General features: G+C 69.4%; 11 protein-coding genes. 3 read left to right on the top strand and 8 right to left on the bottom strand.

The window, feature by feature from the left end; translation table 11 throughout:
• The first annotated feature begins 14 nt into the window (after positions 1-14).
• A complete protein-coding gene (locus OWM54_RS23125) occupies positions 15-1,274 on the top strand; it encodes a glycosyltransferase family 4 protein (protein WP_267698885.1) in 1,260 nt (419 codons plus the stop codon).
• On the opposite strand, the gene OWM54_RS23120 is transcribed toward OWM54_RS23125, so the two are convergent.
• On the bottom strand, positions 1,246-2,436 hold the full coding sequence (locus OWM54_RS23120; RefSeq protein WP_223750454.1) for a glycosyltransferase: 1,191 nt from the start codon (positions 2,434-2,436) through the stop codon (positions 1,246-1,248). The genes OWM54_RS23125 and OWM54_RS23120 overlap by 29 nt on opposite strands.
• A gap of 421 nt (positions 2,437-2,857) precedes the next feature.
• Here OWM54_RS23120 and OWM54_RS23115 point away from each other — a divergent pair, with 421 nt between their 5' ends.
• Positions 2,858-6,427, top strand: a complete 3,570-nt coding sequence (locus OWM54_RS23115; RefSeq protein WP_267698884.1) for a MopE-related protein — start codon at positions 2,858-2,860, stop codon at positions 6,425-6,427.
• Between the two features lie 205 nt (positions 6,428-6,632).
• A complete protein-coding gene (locus OWM54_RS23110; RefSeq protein ID WP_267698883.1) occupies positions 6,633-9,377 on the top strand; it encodes a CARDB domain-containing protein in 2,745 nt (914 codons plus the stop codon).
• A 48-nt stretch (positions 9,378-9,425) separates the two neighbouring features.
• Here the strand turns inward: OWM54_RS23110 and OWM54_RS23105 are convergent, their stop codons facing one another.
• The 7 genes from OWM54_RS23105 to OWM54_RS23075 form a co-directional block, all read right to left on the bottom strand.
• The gene (locus OWM54_RS23105; protein WP_141332213.1) at positions 9,426-9,701 is read right to left on the bottom strand and encodes a hypothetical protein; all 276 of its coding nucleotides are present in this window, start codon (positions 9,699-9,701) and stop codon (positions 9,426-9,428) included.
• Entirely contained in the window at positions 9,698-10,243 is a 546-nt protein-coding gene (locus OWM54_RS23100) for a nucleotidyltransferase family protein (protein WP_141332214.1), read from the bottom strand. The genes OWM54_RS23105 and OWM54_RS23100 overlap by 4 nt, the downstream gene beginning before the upstream one ends.
• Before the next feature lie 87 nt (positions 10,244-10,330).
• The gene (locus OWM54_RS23095) at positions 10,331-11,134 is read right to left on the bottom strand and encodes a hypothetical protein (protein ID WP_046716976.1); all 804 of its coding nucleotides are present in this window, start codon (positions 11,132-11,134) and stop codon (positions 10,331-10,333) included.
• Between the two features lie 99 nt (positions 11,135-11,233).
• Complete coding sequence (locus tag OWM54_RS23090; protein WP_141332215.1) at positions 11,234-12,298, bottom strand: nicotinamidase; 1,065 nt, start codon at positions 12,296-12,298, stop codon at positions 11,234-11,236.
• A gap of 37 nt (positions 12,299-12,335) precedes the next feature.
• On the bottom strand, positions 12,336-14,207 hold the full coding sequence (locus tag OWM54_RS23085; RefSeq protein ID WP_267698882.1) for a hypothetical protein: 1,872 nt from the start codon (positions 14,205-14,207) through the stop codon (positions 12,336-12,338).
• A 4-nt stretch (positions 14,208-14,211) separates the two neighbouring features.
• Positions 14,212-15,018 (bottom strand): protein phosphatase 2C domain-containing protein, encoded by an 807-nt coding sequence (locus tag OWM54_RS23080; RefSeq protein ID WP_267698881.1) that lies wholly within the window; start codon positions 15,016-15,018, stop codon positions 14,212-14,214.
• Between the two features lie 162 nt (positions 15,019-15,180).
• The gene (locus tag OWM54_RS23075) at positions 15,181-15,870 is read right to left on the bottom strand and encodes an NUDIX hydrolase (protein ID WP_141332218.1); all 690 of its coding nucleotides are present in this window, start codon (positions 15,868-15,870) and stop codon (positions 15,181-15,183) included.
• Between the last annotated feature and the right edge of the window lie 51 nt (positions 15,871-15,921).

Raw genomic sequence — 15,921 nt, 5'->3', positions numbered from 1 at the left:
GAGGTTGGCCGGGGATGGCCAGGCGCGATAGCACGCATGACGTGGCCTCCGCGTCCGGCATCGTCTACGCATCGTTCGACCGTTTCCCGGCCCCCAAGGGGGCAGCCGTGCACATCCGGGCCTTCGTGGAGGCGCTGGGCACGGCGTTCGGAGGGGTGGACCTGCTCGCGCTCCGGGACGGCCCCACGGCCAGCGCGGAGCCGAGGCCCCTGGTCGAGGGTGTGACGTACCACCCCCTGGAGGCGAGGGGGCGGGACCTGGTGGCGCAGGCGCTGTCGTTCCGCACGCACCTGGCGGCGTGGTGGAGGAACCGGCCGAGGGCGCGGGTGGTCCACGTGCGCTCCATCTTCGAGGGCTATCCGGTGGCGACGCGGAAGGCCGCGCTGACGGACGCGCTGGTGTTCGAGGTGAACGGGCTGCCGTCCATCGAGCTGAAGTACCACCACCCGGACGTGGCGGACGACGCGGAGCTGATGCTCAAGCTCGTCGCGCAGGAGGACGCGTGTATCGCGAGCGCGGACCTGCTCGTGACGCCCAGCGAGGTGACGGCGGAGTACCTGGTGAAGCGCGGCGCGCGGGCGTCGAAGGTGCAGGTGATTCCGAATGGTGTCGAGCTGGAGGTGTTCCGCCACGCGCCGCCGAGGATTCGAGTACCGGGGCAGCCGGTGCGGCTGCTGTACAGCGGGACGATGACGTCGTGGCAGGGAGTGCATCACGCCATCGAGGCGCTGCGGCTCCTGCGCGAGCAGATGCCCGCGGTGCTGACGTTGGTGGGGCCGCTGCGCAAGCACCAGCGCAAGGTGATGATGGACCGGTGTGGGGACCTGCTCCTGGAGGGGGCGGTGGAGCTGCGGGAGCCCCTGCCCCAGGCGGAGCTGGCGGCGTTGCATCATGCCTGTGACGCGGTGCTGGTGCCGTTGCCGGTGAATGACCGCAACTGCGTGCAGGGGTGTTGTCCGCTGAAGTTGCTGGAGGCGATGGCCTCGGGGACCCCGGTCATCGCGTCGAACCTGCCGGTGGTGAGGACGCTGGCGGGGCCGGACGAGGTGCTGCTCGTGAGGCCGGGCTCGCCGAAGGCCATCGTGGAGGCGGTGAAGGACCTGTGCGCGAACGCGGAGCTGGGTCCGTCACTGAGCCACAGGGCGAGGGCCCGCGTGGAGCGCGACTTCAGCTGGGCGAAGGCCCGTGAGGCGCTGGTGAGCGCGTACGAGACAGGGCTCGGGATGACGCGCAAGGCCCCGGACGTCACCCCACGCGAGGAACAGCGCGAGTGAGGACCCGGCGCAGCACCTCCGCCTCGGCCTCGGACTGGAAGCGCTCGAGGATGCGACGGCGCGCGGCGGCACCGATGGCGGCGCGGTGCTCCGAGGACAGCGACAGCACGTCGAGACAAGCCTGCCCGAGGTGATTGAGCAGGGCCTTGGAGACGATGAAACCGTTGCGCTGATGGTCCACGGCCTCGGGGATGCCGCCCGCGTCACTGGCGATGACAGGCAGGCCGCAGGACATCGCCTCCAGCAGCGCGTTCGGCATTCCTTCCCACAGGGACGGCTGGAGATACACGTCGCACAGGCGAAGGTGCGCGGCGATGGACTCAGGCGTCTCGAGCGCGCCGGAGACGAGGATGCGAGCCCCGTCCTCGGGGTGCTCGGCGCGGAAGGCGACCAGGTGCTCGGCATCCCGAGGCCGCACCTCACCAATGACGAGCAGACACGCGGGCCGGGTGCGCCGCACCTCCGAGAGCGCGGCGAGCAGGAACGGCAGCCCCTTCTTGTGACGCAGCTCACCGGAGAAACCGAGCACCGCTTCATCCGGAGCGATGCCAAGCCGCGCGCGCAGCGAGACCTCCGCGGGGCCGGGTGAGAACATCTCGGTGTCGACGGCGTTGGGGATGACCTCCACGCGGCCGTCCTTGCCCAGCAGCATGCTCATCTTCCGGCCCAGGTCGGCGGAGGCCGCGGTGAGCACATCCGCGCGCTGGAGCGTCCACAGCAGGCGAGCGAAGTCCCCGGGCGGGAACATGTGCTGGTCCACGTCATTGCCGCGAGCGCTCACGGTGGAGGCGATGCCGACAGACGCGGCGAACACCACGGCGAGGAACCCGGGCGGTGACAGGTAGTGCCCCCAGACCAGGTCATAGCGTCGACGCGAGTGCAGATACCCGAGCACGTCCAGCGTGTGTTGCATGGACAGGTCGCTGCTCCCGAAGAGCCCCAGCCGATGCAACGTGACACCGCGAGCCAACGGCGTCACCTCGCCCGCATCGTCCAGTGTGCTCAACGCGCCGGGGGCCGCCGTGCGGGTCCAGGCGAGCACCTCCACCCGAGCCCCGAGTCGAGCCAGGGCTCCCGCGGTGCGGGCACCGCTGCGAGCAAGACCACCGATATCAGGCGGGAAGCGTTCAGCAAGGAGAAGGACACGAGGTGAGCCAGCCATGGGGATGAATCTACCCGGCTGGGGCTGCTTCACCCTCGTGGAATCTCACGAGCCCCGGTCGAGCCATCACTCACCACACAACAACCGGTCATCACGACGCACAAAGCCAGACGAATTGATTGGACACCCCTGGCGAATCACTCACACCATGACTTCGCCCTCACTCCCCCCGGCTCGCGGTCCGTGACTCAATCCCAGCCGGGTTGGGACGCGCTCCCTCACCGCAACCGGGTGTCATCACCGCCCCACATCCTTCGACGGGAGTTCGTCCCCACTCCTCCGCGCACGAGAGGCCGGTCGCCGGAGAAAATCCTTGGAGCGCAGCTTGAGACACCCCTGTCAGCCGAGGTCATTCGTACCTCGCATCCACTCCGTGATTCCCCTCCTCCTGGCCCTGCTGTCCTGCGGCGAGCCGGAGCCCATGTCTGACAATGGGTCGGAGACGACCACGACCCAGAAGAAGCTGTCCGCCCAGGTGAAGGTGGACCGGGCCGTGGCGGCCGGTGCCTACCACTCCCTGTTCCTGCAGAAGAACGGCGAGGTCTTCGCCTGGGGACAGAACTCCGTCGGACAGCTGGGGACGGGCAACACCAGCACCACGCCGGTGGCGAGCCCCACGAAGCCCGTGGGTCTGCCTCCCAGCAAGGCCATCGCCGCGGGACAGACGCACTCGCTCGCGCTCGATGTGGATGGGAATGTCTGGGCCTGGGGCAAGAACGACTTCGGCCAGGTGGGCCTCGGCACCACGGGTGGATTGGTGAACGCCGCCACGCGCGTGAGTGGGCTGTCGGGTATCCAAGCCATCTCGGCGAACGGGAATTTCTCCCTCGCGCTGGGGCAGGACGGCCGCGTCTGGGCCTGGGGACAGAACGCCTCCGGGCAGGTGGGCAAGGGCGCGGTCAGCACCGCGGAGTCCACGCCCCGCCAGGTGAACAGCCTGCCCACCATCCGCGCCATCGCGGCGGGTCACAACCACGCGCTCGCGCTGGATGCGGACGGCAAGGTGTGGGCGTGGGGCAAGAACGACTTCGGGCAGCTCGGCACGGGGAGCACCTCGCCCGCCATGGTGCTCGTGCCCACGGTGGTGACGACGCTGCCTCGGGCCAAGGCCATCGCGGCGGGAGCAGCGCACTCGCTCGCCATCGATGAGCAGTTCGGCAACGTCTGGGCCTGGGGGCAGAACTCCTCCGGGCAGGTCGGCACCGGGACGACGAGCACCACACCGGTGCTCGCGCCCACGGCCGTCCCGGGCGTGTTCGCCGCGACGCACGTGCGCGCGGGTCTTGCCTTCTCGATGATCATCATGGGCAATGGCGTGGTGAAGGCGTGGGGTCTCAACGCCTCCGGCCAGCTCGGGCATGGCGCCCCGGGAGGTACGAGCGGAGCTCCCGTGGATGCCGTGGGACTCACGGACGTCACGGCCATCGCCGCGGGCTACCACCATGCGTTGGCGGTGCGTCCGGGCTGCCCGGTGTGGACGTGGGGCAACAACAGCCAGGGGCAGCTCGGCACGGGTGCGTACACGACCACGGCGACCTCCGCGCCCGTGACGACGCTCATCCTCAACACCTACTACTACGACAGCGACATGGACGGCTTCGGCGACGAGTATGTGTCCATGGAGGCCTGTGCCCCGGTGGATGGCTTCGTGGAGGACATCGACTGTGACGACTTCACGTCGACCACGTACCCAGGCGCGCCGGAGACGTGCAACAGCATCGACGACAACTGCGACAGTGAGGTCGACGAGGGCAACCCGAGTGGCGGCGACGAGTGCGCCACGGGCGCGCTCGGTGTCTGCGCGAAGGGCACCACGGCCTGCACGCAGGGCCTCGTGGTGTGCGAGCAGAACCAGGCCGCATCGGACGAGCAGTGCGACGGCCTGGACAACGACTGTGACGGAGAGGTGGACGACGGCAACCCGGGCGGACTCGTCGCGTGCGAGACGGGCGGCGTCGGCGTGTGCGGCGAGGGCGTCAGGTACTGCACCCACGGCGCCCTGGAGTGCGTGCAGAAGTACGCCCCGTCCGCGGAGACCTGCGACAACCGCGACAACGACTGCAACGGCCAGACGGACGACGGGCTGACGTTCGCGACGTGGTACCTGGACCAGGACCACGACGACTACGGTGTCGCCTCGCAGTCGATGCAGGCCTGTGCGCGCCCGGTGAACCACGCGGCCCAGGCGGGTGACTGCGACGACACGCGGGCTGCTTTCAACCCCGGCGCGCCCGAGTCCTGCGACGGCGTGGACAACAACTGTGATGGCCAGGTGGACGAGGGCCTGACGCGACAGACGTGGTACCGCGATGCGGACGGTGACGGCTTCGGCGTCGCGAGCGACACGGTGAGCGACTGCCGGCAGCCCGCGGGCTATGCGGCCGTGGCGGGCGACTGCAACGACGGCAACGCCTCCATCAAGCCTGGAGCCGCGGAGGTCTGCGACGGCGCGGACAACGACTGCGACTCCCTGACGGATGAAGGCGTGCTGGGCACGTACTACCGGGACGCGGATGGCGATGGCTACGGCAGCGCGAGCCAGTCGACGCAGGCGTGCGCGGCGCCCACGGGCTACGTCACGAACGCCTCGGACTGCCTGGACACGGATGCGTCCATCCACCCGGGAGCCGCGGAAGTCTGCGACGGTGTCGACAACAACTGCGCGGGTGGCGTCGATGAGGGAGTCCCCACGCAGGAGTGGTTCCTGGACGGAGACGGGGATGGATATGGTCGGTCGACCCTGTCGACGCGGAGCTGCCGTCAGCCCACGGGCTACGTGGCGAGCGCTTCGGACTGCGATGACTCCAACCCGACGACGCACCCGGGCGCCACCGAGGTCTGCGACGGCGTGGACAACAACTGCGCGGGAGGAGTCGACGAGGGCCTCACGACCCAGACCTGGTACCGGGACGTGGACGCCGATGGGTACGGCGACGCGAACAACGCCACGCAGTACTGCCGACAGCCGTCGGGGTACGTGAGCAACGCCTCGGACTGCCACGACGCGAATCCCAACATCCGTCCCGGCGCCTCCGAGACGTGTGATGGCGTGGACAACAACTGCAACGGCTCCACCGACGAGGGCGTCACCTCCACGTACTACAGCGACGCGGATGGCGACGGTTACGGCAACGCCTCGGCCAGCACCCAGGCCTGCACGAAGCCCGCGGGCTATGTCTCCAACGCGGGGGATTGCAACGACGGCAGTGGTGCCATCCACCCCGGAGCCACCGAGGTCTGCGACGGCATCGACAACAACTGCGCGGGCGGCGCCGACGAGGGCCTCACCACCTCAACCTGGTACCGAGACGCGGATGGCGACAGCTATGGCAATGCGAGCGTCTCCACGCAGAACTGCCGCCAGCCGTCGGGGTACGTGAGCAACGCCTCGGACTGCCATGATGGCAACGCCGGCATCCGCCCGGGTGCCTCCGAGTCCTGCGACGGTGTGGACAACAACTGCAACGGCTCCGTGGACGAAGGCCTGATGTCCACCTGGTACCGGGACGCTGATGGCGACGGCTACGGGAGCGCGTCGAGCTCCACCCAGGCCTGCTCACAGCCGTCCGGCTACGTGACGAACGCGAGCGACTGCAACGACGGCAGCGCGAACATCCGCCCCGGAGCCTCAGAGCTCTGTGACAGCCAGGACAACAACTGCAACGGCTCCGTCGATGAAGGTCTGACGGTGACCACCTGGTACCGCGATGCGGACGGGGATGGCTACGGCAACGCGAGCCAGCCGGTGCAGTCCTGCAGCCAGCCCGGCGGCTACGTGGTGAACAACACGGACTGCAACGACAACAACCTCGACATCAATCCAGCGGAGGTGGACCTCTGCCTCGACGGCCTCGACAACAACTGCTCTGGCATTGCCGATGAAGGGTGCGGAGGCGGCACGCACTGCCTCACGCCCGAGACGGCTGACCACGAGCGCCAGGTCAGCATGCTTCCCTGGCCATGGCCTCCTGAGCCCTGCAACGAAACGTAACCCTCCACGGGGGTCACTCCCGTGAGGAACCTCCTGAGCGAAGAAGTCCAGTAGGCCCCACAACCACATGACCCGGCGTCAGGAGGACGCACCCTCCTGACGCCGTTCCGTGAATAATTCCCGCGAGCCCCCGTCCAGGGGCACGGAGGATCCACCCCTACCCCAGGGCCGGACCCCTACAGGCTCCTCCGGAGGCATTCCACACATGCACGCGCGCCCGTGGTGGGCAATCGCGCTCGCGGGGACACTCGCGGGCTGCATCGTCGAGTCCGGGCTGGACGACCCGCCCGACTGGGACGACGACCCCAGCGAGCCCAGGCCCGACCCCAGCACCCCCAGGCCCCAGCCGAGCGCCCCCGACTTCCGGGTGGAGCTCGTCTCGGGTCCCTCCGCCCTGGGGACGGGTGAGCAGCGCGTCCAGGCGCGCCTGTGCAACGACGGCGCGGGCTCCGGCATGACGGACGCGGCCTTCTTCCTCACCGCCTCCTCCGCCCCCGGCGCCTCCGAGTTCCACCTGGGCGCAAGCCCCCGCTTCTCCCTGCGCGCCGGCGAATGTCGCGAGGTCTCCGCGTCCGTCAGCGCCCGCGCCATCCCCGAAGGCGACTACTTCCTCAGCGCCCGCGTGGACCCGGATGGCCTGGTCACCGAGGACAGCGAGGGCAACAACGTGCGCCTCGGCAACCCGGTGTTCGTGGACCGCACGCCACCGCCCACCCCCGCGCCCACCTGGGCCCAGGCGGGCACCGGCTCCACCCGCGCCCTCACCCTCCACACCGAGGCCGGCGCCACGGTCCGCGTGTACCAGGGCCCCGGCTGCACCGGGGCCGAGGTCGGCTCCACCGTGGCCAACGCGGGCAACTACTGCGAGGTCCCCGTCTCCGTCCCCAACGGCCCGGGCGCCCGCTACTCCGCGCGCGCCTACGACGCCGTCGGCAACGGCTCCCAGTGCAGCCCCGCCGTCGACTACCCCTACGGCCCGGGCACGCCCCGGATGGCGCCGGTGCTGCTGAGCACCTCGCCCACGTCCCCGGGCGGGAGCCTGCAGCCCGTCTTCCACGGTCGCGCCGAGCCGCGCGTCACGGTGGAGGTCTTCCGCACCGCCAACTGTCAGGGCCCGGTGGAGAAGACGGTGACGACTGACGACATCGGCCTGTTCTACGCCCAGGTGAGCGTGGCGAAGAACGCGAAGGTGACGGTGTCCGCCCGGGCGACAGCCGCGGGCGGCTACGACTCCGCGTCCACCTGCTCCAACCCGCTCGAGTACCAGCATGACGGCGAGCCGCCCGAGCCGCCGCGCGTGACGGACGTGAAGTGGCAGTACCTGAACGATGGCCAGCAGCTCGTCATCACGGGCACCGCGGAGCCGCACGCCACGGTGGGCATCTTCGTCGACGTGGCCTGCACGGGCACGCCCACGCGCACGGTGCAGGCGGACGCGCAGGGGCGCTTCAGCACGGTGGCCCCGTTCGGTCCCGGTGGCAGCCACCGCGTGTTCCTGGCGGCGAAGGACGCGTGCGGCAACGTGTCCACGTGCGCCGAGGGTCCCGCGTACGAGCTGCGCTGCCCGCCCGGCACGGCGGACTGTGACGGCCGCTCGTCCAACGGCTGCGAGGTGGACCTCACGGCGAACCCCAATCACTGCGGCACGTGCGGCAACTCGTGCCAGGACGGTCCCTACGCGGACGGCGTCTGCGTGGCGGCGACGTGCGGACAGACCTGCGTGCCGGGCTACTACGACTGTGACGGCAAGGCGTCCAACGGCTGCGAGTCGCGCACGGTGTGCCAGCCCACCAACACGTGCACCATCGACAAGCCGAGCGAGCTGATGATCACCCACCTGTCCGTGGTGGAGGACCCGGTGCGCACGGCGCCGGGAGGCGCGTGGCACTTCGGCACGGTGATGCGCGAGCTGAACGGCGGACAGGACCCGTCCGAGCTGGTGCGCGCGTGGCTGAAGACGTGGCTGGAGAAGCAGCACGTGAACGGGCTGACGATTCCGCCGCGTCCGGAGATGCAGACGAAGGTGCTGGGGCCGTGGGAGACGCGCAGCGGCGGGCCGTCGAAGCCGCTGGACTTCAACTCGGCGCCGTTCCGGCTGCTGGCCATCGTCAACCGCATCGACCTGCGCGAGCAGGGGGTGACGGCGGGCGAGGGGCGCTTCATCTACGGCGTGGTGGCGCCCAACGGCGAGCCGCTCGAGTTTACCGTCATCCTGGAGTACGCGCTGCCGGGCACCACGCCCGAGGCTATCCAGCGCTGGGCCTCGGACTGGCATGCGCTGGGCGCGGTGAAGGTGGGCAACGCGGGCTACAACGCGAAGCTGCAGGCGCTCACGGACCGCTTCGTGAAGGCGGGAGTGATGACGGGTCGGCACCAGGGCAGCGCGCTGAACCAGATTCGCACCAACGAAATCGAGCTGGAGGAGCCGTGGGAGCTGCGCGAGTTCGTGCTGTCACCCCTGGGGCTGATGCCGACGACGATGAAGCTCACGCCGGCGAACCACTTCGAGAACACGCAGATGCTGGCCAGCTACCTGACGGAGAACTCGGCGGCGGTGCTGGAGGAGCGGCACACGGTGCCTGACAGCATGGGTGGCATCCCGTTCCTGGGGGCGCACTCGCTGGTGCCGCTGGACTTCTTCTGGCGCGCGCCGAACGTGTCGAACGAGGTGCGGCACAAGTTCTCGCTCAACACGTGCAGCGGGTGTCACGCGGGTGAGACGCAGACGGAGTTCGTCCACGTGTCCGCGCGGGCCTCGGGCAGGACGTCCACGCTGTCACCCTATCTGCGAGGCACCACGGTGACGGACCCGGTGACGAAGTCGATTCGCACGTTCGACGACCTCACGCGCCGCGCCGAGGACCTGAAGGCGCTGGTGTGCGCGCCCACCACGGGCCTCAAGTCGGTGGGCCTGGCGCCCTCCAACCTGCCGCGCGCCCGCGTGCACTGAAGCACGAGGACCCGAGCCGTCCGGAGCGCGACTTCGCCCCCGGGCGGCTCATGTCGAGGTGGAGCCAGGCGTCGCCTCGGCACGCCATCGCTCCAACAAGCGACGCCGATGGGCGGGCGAGATCTCCGCGCCGTAGGTCCGGTCGAGGAGCCCGAGCTTCCACTCGGCGGAACCCATCGTCAGCCCCTGCTCCCGTAGCGAGGCTGAGACCAGCGCACGCGCGGCGGAGAACATGTCGGCCCCCATCACGAGACGCTCTTCCCCTGACTTGCGCAGGAGCAGCGAGCGAACGAGAGCCTCGGCACGAGGCAGGGTGTCCTTCATGGCTTCACCGTCTCCAACAAGGACTCGATTCCCAGGTCCCGAGCCCAGTGCATCAGATAGGCCCAGTCCATCGAGGACGTAGCATCCACGATGTTCCGCACATCTCCCATCTGCATCTCGGACAGACTGTCCCGCGCCCAGTAAAGCTTCGAGAGTACCAGGTCCTCAGGCGAGACAATCCAGATGCGCTGTCCCTGGAGCTCGACTGTTCGCCGCCTGCGAAACTCCTCCTGTCGATACGCCGACCTCTTACGGATGACACAGTCGACCTTCACGACCGTTTCGAAGTGGATGAGGTTGAAGAGCGACTGGTGTGACAGCGCCTCGCGAATCTCCTCTTCATCGATGGAGAAGTCGGCCTGGAACAGCGAGAGAAGGACTGGAACCTTCGGAGCCTCCAGTTCGACGACGATGTCCACATCGCGAGTCATGCGAGGACGCGCGTAGAAGTTCATGGCCGTGGAGCCACTCAGCATGTACGGGATGCCTGCCTGCTCCAGCCTGCTCCCCACCAGGAGGAGGACCTTGAGGTAATCGTCCACGCGCGGAAGATAGCGCGTTCAGTCGCCGTCGGCCCGTCTTGACCCGCCAGCCCGCAGGGCTGGCAGGCCCCACCTCCACTCCAAGCCTCACCGCCCGAAGCCACCCAGGGCCGTGCGGCTGAAGCTCGCGCCGCCCTGGCTCACCTTCACCGCGGACTGGCTGAACACCTGGAAGGCCGAGCGAATCTCCCGCTCGGACTGGCCCGGCGTGAGAATCCACGCGTCCTCGATGCCCATCTGCTGGAACACGCGCCGGAAGTTCGTGCTCCCGTCGTCGATGCCCATCGCCGCGACGATGTGGTTCTCCGCCCGCCGCAGGTCCTTCACCACCGCCGCCACGTCCTTCGCCTGCGCGCGGCTCGAGTGCATGTCCGCGCCGTCCGTAATCAACAGCGTCACCGTGCGCACCGGCACGCCGTTCGCGCTGAACTCCTGGGACTTCGCCAGCACCGTCCCCAGCAACACCACCGCCTGGTCATACAGCGGCGTCCCCTGGTCCGCGCGGTAGTTGCCCGAGTGCATCCGCACCACGTCCTCCAGCGGCCGGTAGGGATTGAGCACCTGGCCGTTCAGGTAGCGCGTGTGGAAGAGCACGCCGTCCTTCTGCTTGCTCGCCAGGAGCGAGTCGAGCACCAGGTTGTGCCCGTCACACACCGTCTTCGTGTGCCCCGACGTGGAGATGCTCCCCGAGTCGTCCGGCATCACCGTCACCAGCACCACCTCGCTGGCCTGCACGTCCTCCACCCGCACGCCCAGGCCCGCCTGGATTTGCGCGCCCAGGTCCACCACCGTCAGCGCCTGCAGTCCCGCGGGGCTCAGCACCCCTTCGGCGTGCGCATCCTCGAAGAGCTGCGTGGCCGTCCGGGGGCCTCCACTCGTCGTCCTGCTCATGTCCTGCTCTCTCTTTCTCCCTCATCGCGAGGGCATGGCTCCGCCGCCCCGCCCCACCTGAGACAGGCGCGGTCATCGAACTCACGACACCACCGCGGCTCAGCCGATGCGCAGGTCCGGCCAGCTCGCCAGCGGGTCCGTGGACCGCACCAGGTGCATGCCCGCGTCCGCGAAGCGCTTGAGCGCCGCATCCGCCTGCGGCGTGAAGTCCGCCGCGAAACCACCCTTCCCGTCCGGCACCGTCACCGCCGACATGCAGTCCGTCAGCAGGTACACCTTGCGAGCCAGCGCCGCGTCCTGCGCCACGATTTCGCCGAGCAGGTCGTCGATGGAGCTCTTCACGCAATGGCTCGCGGCCTGTCCGCCAATCACCACCGCGTCCGCCGTCAGCAGTGTCTTGAGGAACTGGGTGTTGCGCTGCGCCAGCGGCTGTCCGTCATGCCGGCTCATCACCTCCGGACGCAGCACCGAGTAGTTCTCCGTCAGCGGATTGCCGCCCTTCACCTCCGCCCAGGACTGCATGCCGCGCACGTACGAGTGGAACAGCCGCGCCTCCTGCACCACCCCCGCCAGCGCGTGCCCGTCCCCACCAAGCAGGCAGTGCGGCGGCCACAGGTACAGCGTGTACTTGCCCGCGCGCTCCAGCTCCTCGCAGTAGTACTTCACCTGCTTGAGCAGCCACGGGTAGTTGCCACCGCACAGCCACTTCGCCATCGCCGGGTTCGGCTTCGCCTGTCCTCGCTCAATCTGCTCGCGGGTCACCTCGCGGTACGGCGTCAGCGGCTGGTCATCCTGGTCCACCCAGAAGGACGGGAAGAAGATCTGGTACGCGAAGTGGGTGTCGAGCGTCGCCGTCACGTTCGTGAGCGTGCCCAGGTTCTTGTAGATGAACTCGGCGATGCGGCGGCTGTCCTCCACGGCGCCGCGCCCGCTGCGCCCCGCGACGTAGAGCGAGCCCTCCGGGAAGCAGAAGTCCTTCTGCACGTCGATGAGCAGCAGGTGCAGGTTGAATCCATCCGACGCGGCCGCGGTGACACCGTTCGCGCTGCGCCAGGTGCCCGCCTCCATCTGCAGCTTCCCCGCGTCCGGCCCGTAGCTGTACTTCCCCGCGTGCTCCGCCCGATAGAACCCAGGTACCGGCAGCTCCTTCACTTGCTTCCTCATCGCACGACCCCCTGTCATGTAAAGACATCCACCCGGCTCAAGCCATCCGCAGCGCGGTGAGCTCCTGTCGCCCCACCACGACCAATCCCTGACGCGTCAGCAGGAGCCGGGCTCCCGCGTCCACGAAGGGCTCCGCGTCGGGAAAGTCCCGCACGGCCTCCAGGCGCCCCTGTCGCAGCTCCACACGGGTCAGCCCTGCGTCCGTGGCGCAGAACAGCGCCTCGCCCACCGCGCACCGTCCCGTCCCGAGCGCGCCGCCCAGCCACGAACCGTCATTCGCCTCGGCCACCGCCTGCGCCCGCACCGCGCCATCCGAGCCGAGCACCACGCAGTGATGCACCGTGCGCCCCTGCGTCTGCTCGGCGAGGAACAACCACGCCAGCGACCCGTCGAAGAGACAGTCCGCGTCCACGAGCTGCCCCGACGGCCACGGCAGCGTCAGCCCGTCGCGCAGTCCCAGACGCTCGGCGTCGAAGACGAACGCGCCTCGGAGTCCACCCGCGCGATGGAACCCCAGCCCGAAGCGAGGTCCCACGAACAACCGCGTCTGCCCTTCCAGCACATCGCCGATGCGCTCCGGCCCGTGCACGCCGTCCCGCCACAGTCCGCCCCCCACCGCCCAGTAGCGATGTCTCGCGTTGGCCGCGAAGGCCGGGCGTCCCTCGGGAGCGTCCACCCCCAACCGCTCCCGCTCGCCCAGCGGCCCCATCACCGCCACCACGCCGTCCCGCCCCACCAGCGTCACGTCCCCCTGGAGCGCCCAGTGCAGCGAGGGGTCCAGCGGTCCTCGCATCACCACACGGCCGTCCCCTCGGCGATAGGCGCCATCCGCGTGGTAGAGCCAGCGCGGGACACCGTCCTCCACGCTCGCGTGCACCAGGACTCCGCGCGTGGCGAACAGGCGCGTGGCCGTCACCTGACCTCGCGCCGAGGTGACGGACGTGGTCTGCGCCACCGCGTTCGGCTGACACGTGGGACAGGCGCGCCGGGCGTGCTCGACACCACACGACGCGCACTGCGTGAAGCGCAGCCCCTCCAGCAGCGGCAGCGGGAAGGCGCCGCGCAGGTCCTCCACGAAGACGCGGTGGAGGTGGTGGAGCACGTCATCCGGGAGCGTCCGCATCGGCAGCGCGGGCTTCGGGTACTGCACCTCCGGATGGAAGACGGTGATGCGCTGGAGCAGCCGCCCCGCGGTCGTCGTGCGCGCGGACGGGGACTTCGGTCGGTGCACGCCGCCATGCGGCCCCACGCACAAGAGTGACTGCATCGCCGCCACGGTGAAGCCGTACCAATCACTCTCACTCGACGCCGGGCGCGTGGGCACCAGGCTCTTCCCGTTCAACCGCACCGGGTCCACGAAGCGCTCGGTGAACAGCGCGCACAGGAACCCTCCGAACTGGAAGCTGTCCGCGTCGATGAGGTGCGCGTCCGCCGCGCCCGTGACGAGCACGTTGAGGTCGTTGAAGTCCCCCACCACCACGCCCGCCGCGTGGACTCCAGCGAGCGTGTGGTGCAGCGAGCGCAGCACCTCCACCGCGCGCGCCGAGGTGGCGCCCGCGCGACGGAACGAGGGCTCACCGAAGCGCCGCAGCGACTCCACGCCATCCAGCTTGCGCATGGCGTACCCCAGCACCGTGCGCTCCTTCTTGTCCGTGGCCAACGCCTGCGGCACCACCACGCGCCCGGGCAGCCCCGTGGGGAACACGCGCAGCTTGCGCTGGTGCTCGTCGATGCGGGCCCGCGCGGCCTCCTGCTCCACGGCGAGCCCCGTGTAGTCCGGGTGCTCAGGCGGCTTGAAGACCTTGAGCGCGCGGCCGTCCCCCAGGTCGAACACGTCCGCCTCGCCGCCCTTGCCGAGCGCCTTCGCAGGGTCCAACCGCACCTTCTTCCCCTCGAGCCAGACGTCCATGGCCTCACGCCCTCCCCATGCGACGGCGCAGCACCACCAGCGTCGTGTCATCCGGGAGCAATCCCGGCGTGCGCACGAGCCGTCGCGCATCGAAGTCGGCGCGGACCGACTCGCGGTTGAGCATCGCGAGCCTGCGCCGGAGCGCATCCGGGTTCTCGAAGTAGCGCGCCTCCGTCCACAGGCGCGACAGCGGCCCCACCCGCTCATCCCCCGACGGCATCACCACGTCCGCGAGCTTCGCCAGGTCCGCCACGCCGTCCGTGCCGAGCAGGAGCGCGTGCACGTCCTCCGTGGGCACCAGCGCCTGACGCACGAGCGGAGTGTCCTCCTCGCCGCGCGACAAGGCATACGCCAGATACGGCGGCGCGTTGTTCGGGAAGGGCCCCAGCGCATGCACCTCGCCGTTGAGGGCCCACACCCCATCCCCCGCGGAGAAGACGAGCGTGTGAGAGGGCGTCATCACCGCGCCCACCACCGTGAAGAGGAAATCCCCCAGTGTGTCGCGACCGAGCTCCCCCCGAAGCTCGCTGAGCAGACACAACACGTCCTCTCGCAGGCCGGGCAGGAACCCGGCTTCATCCACACGCTCGTCCTCCGCCAACCGCGTCAGCGCCGCCTGTGCCACCCGGCGCACCCCCAGCTGCGCCCCCAGCTCGCTGCACGACTGACTGCCACACCCGTCCGCCACCACCGCCACCAGCCCGTGCTCGCTCGTCCGCACACACCACGCATCCTGGTTGTTGCGGCCCGCCCGAGCATGCTCCCGGCCGAGCACCGAGCCCGCGGCGACTTCGAAGGGCAACGAGGACATGGCTCTCCCCTGGCCCGCGACGCGGGCAATGGCAGACACGGACGTGGTCTCGCGGAGCCTCATGGCCCCTGTTCGTGTACCTACGACACCAACATAGTGTCTAAACTACACGATGTCAACGCGAGCGCGTCTCGCCCTCCGGGGAGGGGCCTTCCAGGGGGCTCAGAGCTCGAAGTTGAAGCCGGCCTTCTCCAACTGCCGGTACTTCTTGTGGTCGAACCGGTAGAGGCGAGCGGCGCGGTGGGAGACGTCCTGCTCCACCTCGTCCAGCTCCTCGAGCAGGTCCATGGCGAGGATCTTCTTGCGGAAGTTGCGCTTGTCGAGCTCGCGCTCGAGGACGATTTCGTACAGGCGCTGGAGCTGGGTGAGGGTGAACTTGGGCGGCAACAGCTCGAAGCCGATGGGCTGGTAGCGCACCTTGCCCTTGAGGCGCTGGAGCGCGGTGTTGAGGATGTCCGCGTGGTCGAACGCCAGCTTGGGCGTGTCCCAGACGGAGAACCACGCCGCCTCGCGCGCATCCGTGGCCGCGCGCAGGGTGTGCGCGCTGAGCTTCACCAGGGCGAAGTACGCCACCGTGACGACGCGACCCCGAGGGTCTCTCTCCGGCGCGCCGAACGTGAAGAGCTGCTCCAGGTGCCCGGGGCGGATGCCGGACTCCTCCTCGAGCTCGCGCCGGGCCGCCTCGTCCAGCGACTCGTCCATGCGCACGAAGCCGCCGGGCAGGGCCCACCGCCCCTGGAAGGGCTCCACGCCGCGCTGGATGAGCAGCACCTTCAGGTCGTCGTCATCCAGGCCGAAGACGACACAGTCCACCGTCAACGCCGGTCTCGGGTACTCGTAGGTGTGGCTCACGGACACCGGGCATAGTGTCCGGAGCACACCCGAGTCAACGCGCCGCCGGCG

The organism is Myxococcus sp. MISCRS1, from assembly GCF_026626605.1.
In the GTDB taxonomy this organism is placed as follows: Bacteria; Myxococcota; Myxococcia; order Myxococcales; family Myxococcaceae; genus Myxococcus; species Myxococcus fulvus.
The sequence above is the reverse complement of the archived record's forward strand: the minus strand, read 5'-3'. Positions and strand labels throughout refer to the sequence as shown.

What these genes read in the sequence shown, in the direction of transcription:
- OWM54_RS23105 (WP_141332213.1), bottom strand. Translation starts at nt 9,701, where the DNA reads ATGAAGGACACCCTGCCTCGTGCCGAGGCTCTCGTTCGCTCGCTGCTC.
- OWM54_RS23115 (WP_267698884.1), top strand. Translation starts at nt 2,858, where the DNA reads ATGTCTGACAATGGGTCGGAGACGACCACGACCCAGAAGAAGCTGTCC.
- OWM54_RS23125 (WP_267698885.1), top strand. Translation starts at nt 15, where the DNA reads ATGGCCAGGCGCGATAGCACGCATGACGTGGCCTCCGCGTCCGGCATC.
- OWM54_RS23120 (WP_223750454.1), bottom strand. Translation starts at nt 2,436, where the DNA reads ATGGCTGGCTCACCTCGTGTCCTTCTCCTTGCTGAACGCTTCCCGCCT.
- OWM54_RS23080 (WP_267698881.1), bottom strand. Translation starts at nt 15,018, where the DNA reads ATGTCCTCGTTGCCCTTCGAAGTCGCCGCGGGCTCGGTGCTCGGCCGG.
- OWM54_RS23095 (WP_046716976.1), bottom strand. Translation starts at nt 11,134, where the DNA reads ATGAGCAGGACGACGAGTGGAGGCCCCCGGACGGCCACGCAGCTCTTC.
- OWM54_RS23110 (WP_267698883.1), top strand. Translation starts at nt 6,633, where the DNA reads ATGCACGCGCGCCCGTGGTGGGCAATCGCGCTCGCGGGGACACTCGCG.
- OWM54_RS23085 (WP_267698882.1), bottom strand. Translation starts at nt 14,207, where the DNA reads ATGGACGTCTGGCTCGAGGGGAAGAAGGTGCGGTTGGACCCTGCGAAG.
- OWM54_RS23090 (WP_141332215.1), bottom strand. Translation starts at nt 12,298, where the DNA reads ATGAGGAAGCAAGTGAAGGAGCTGCCGGTACCTGGGTTCTATCGGGCG.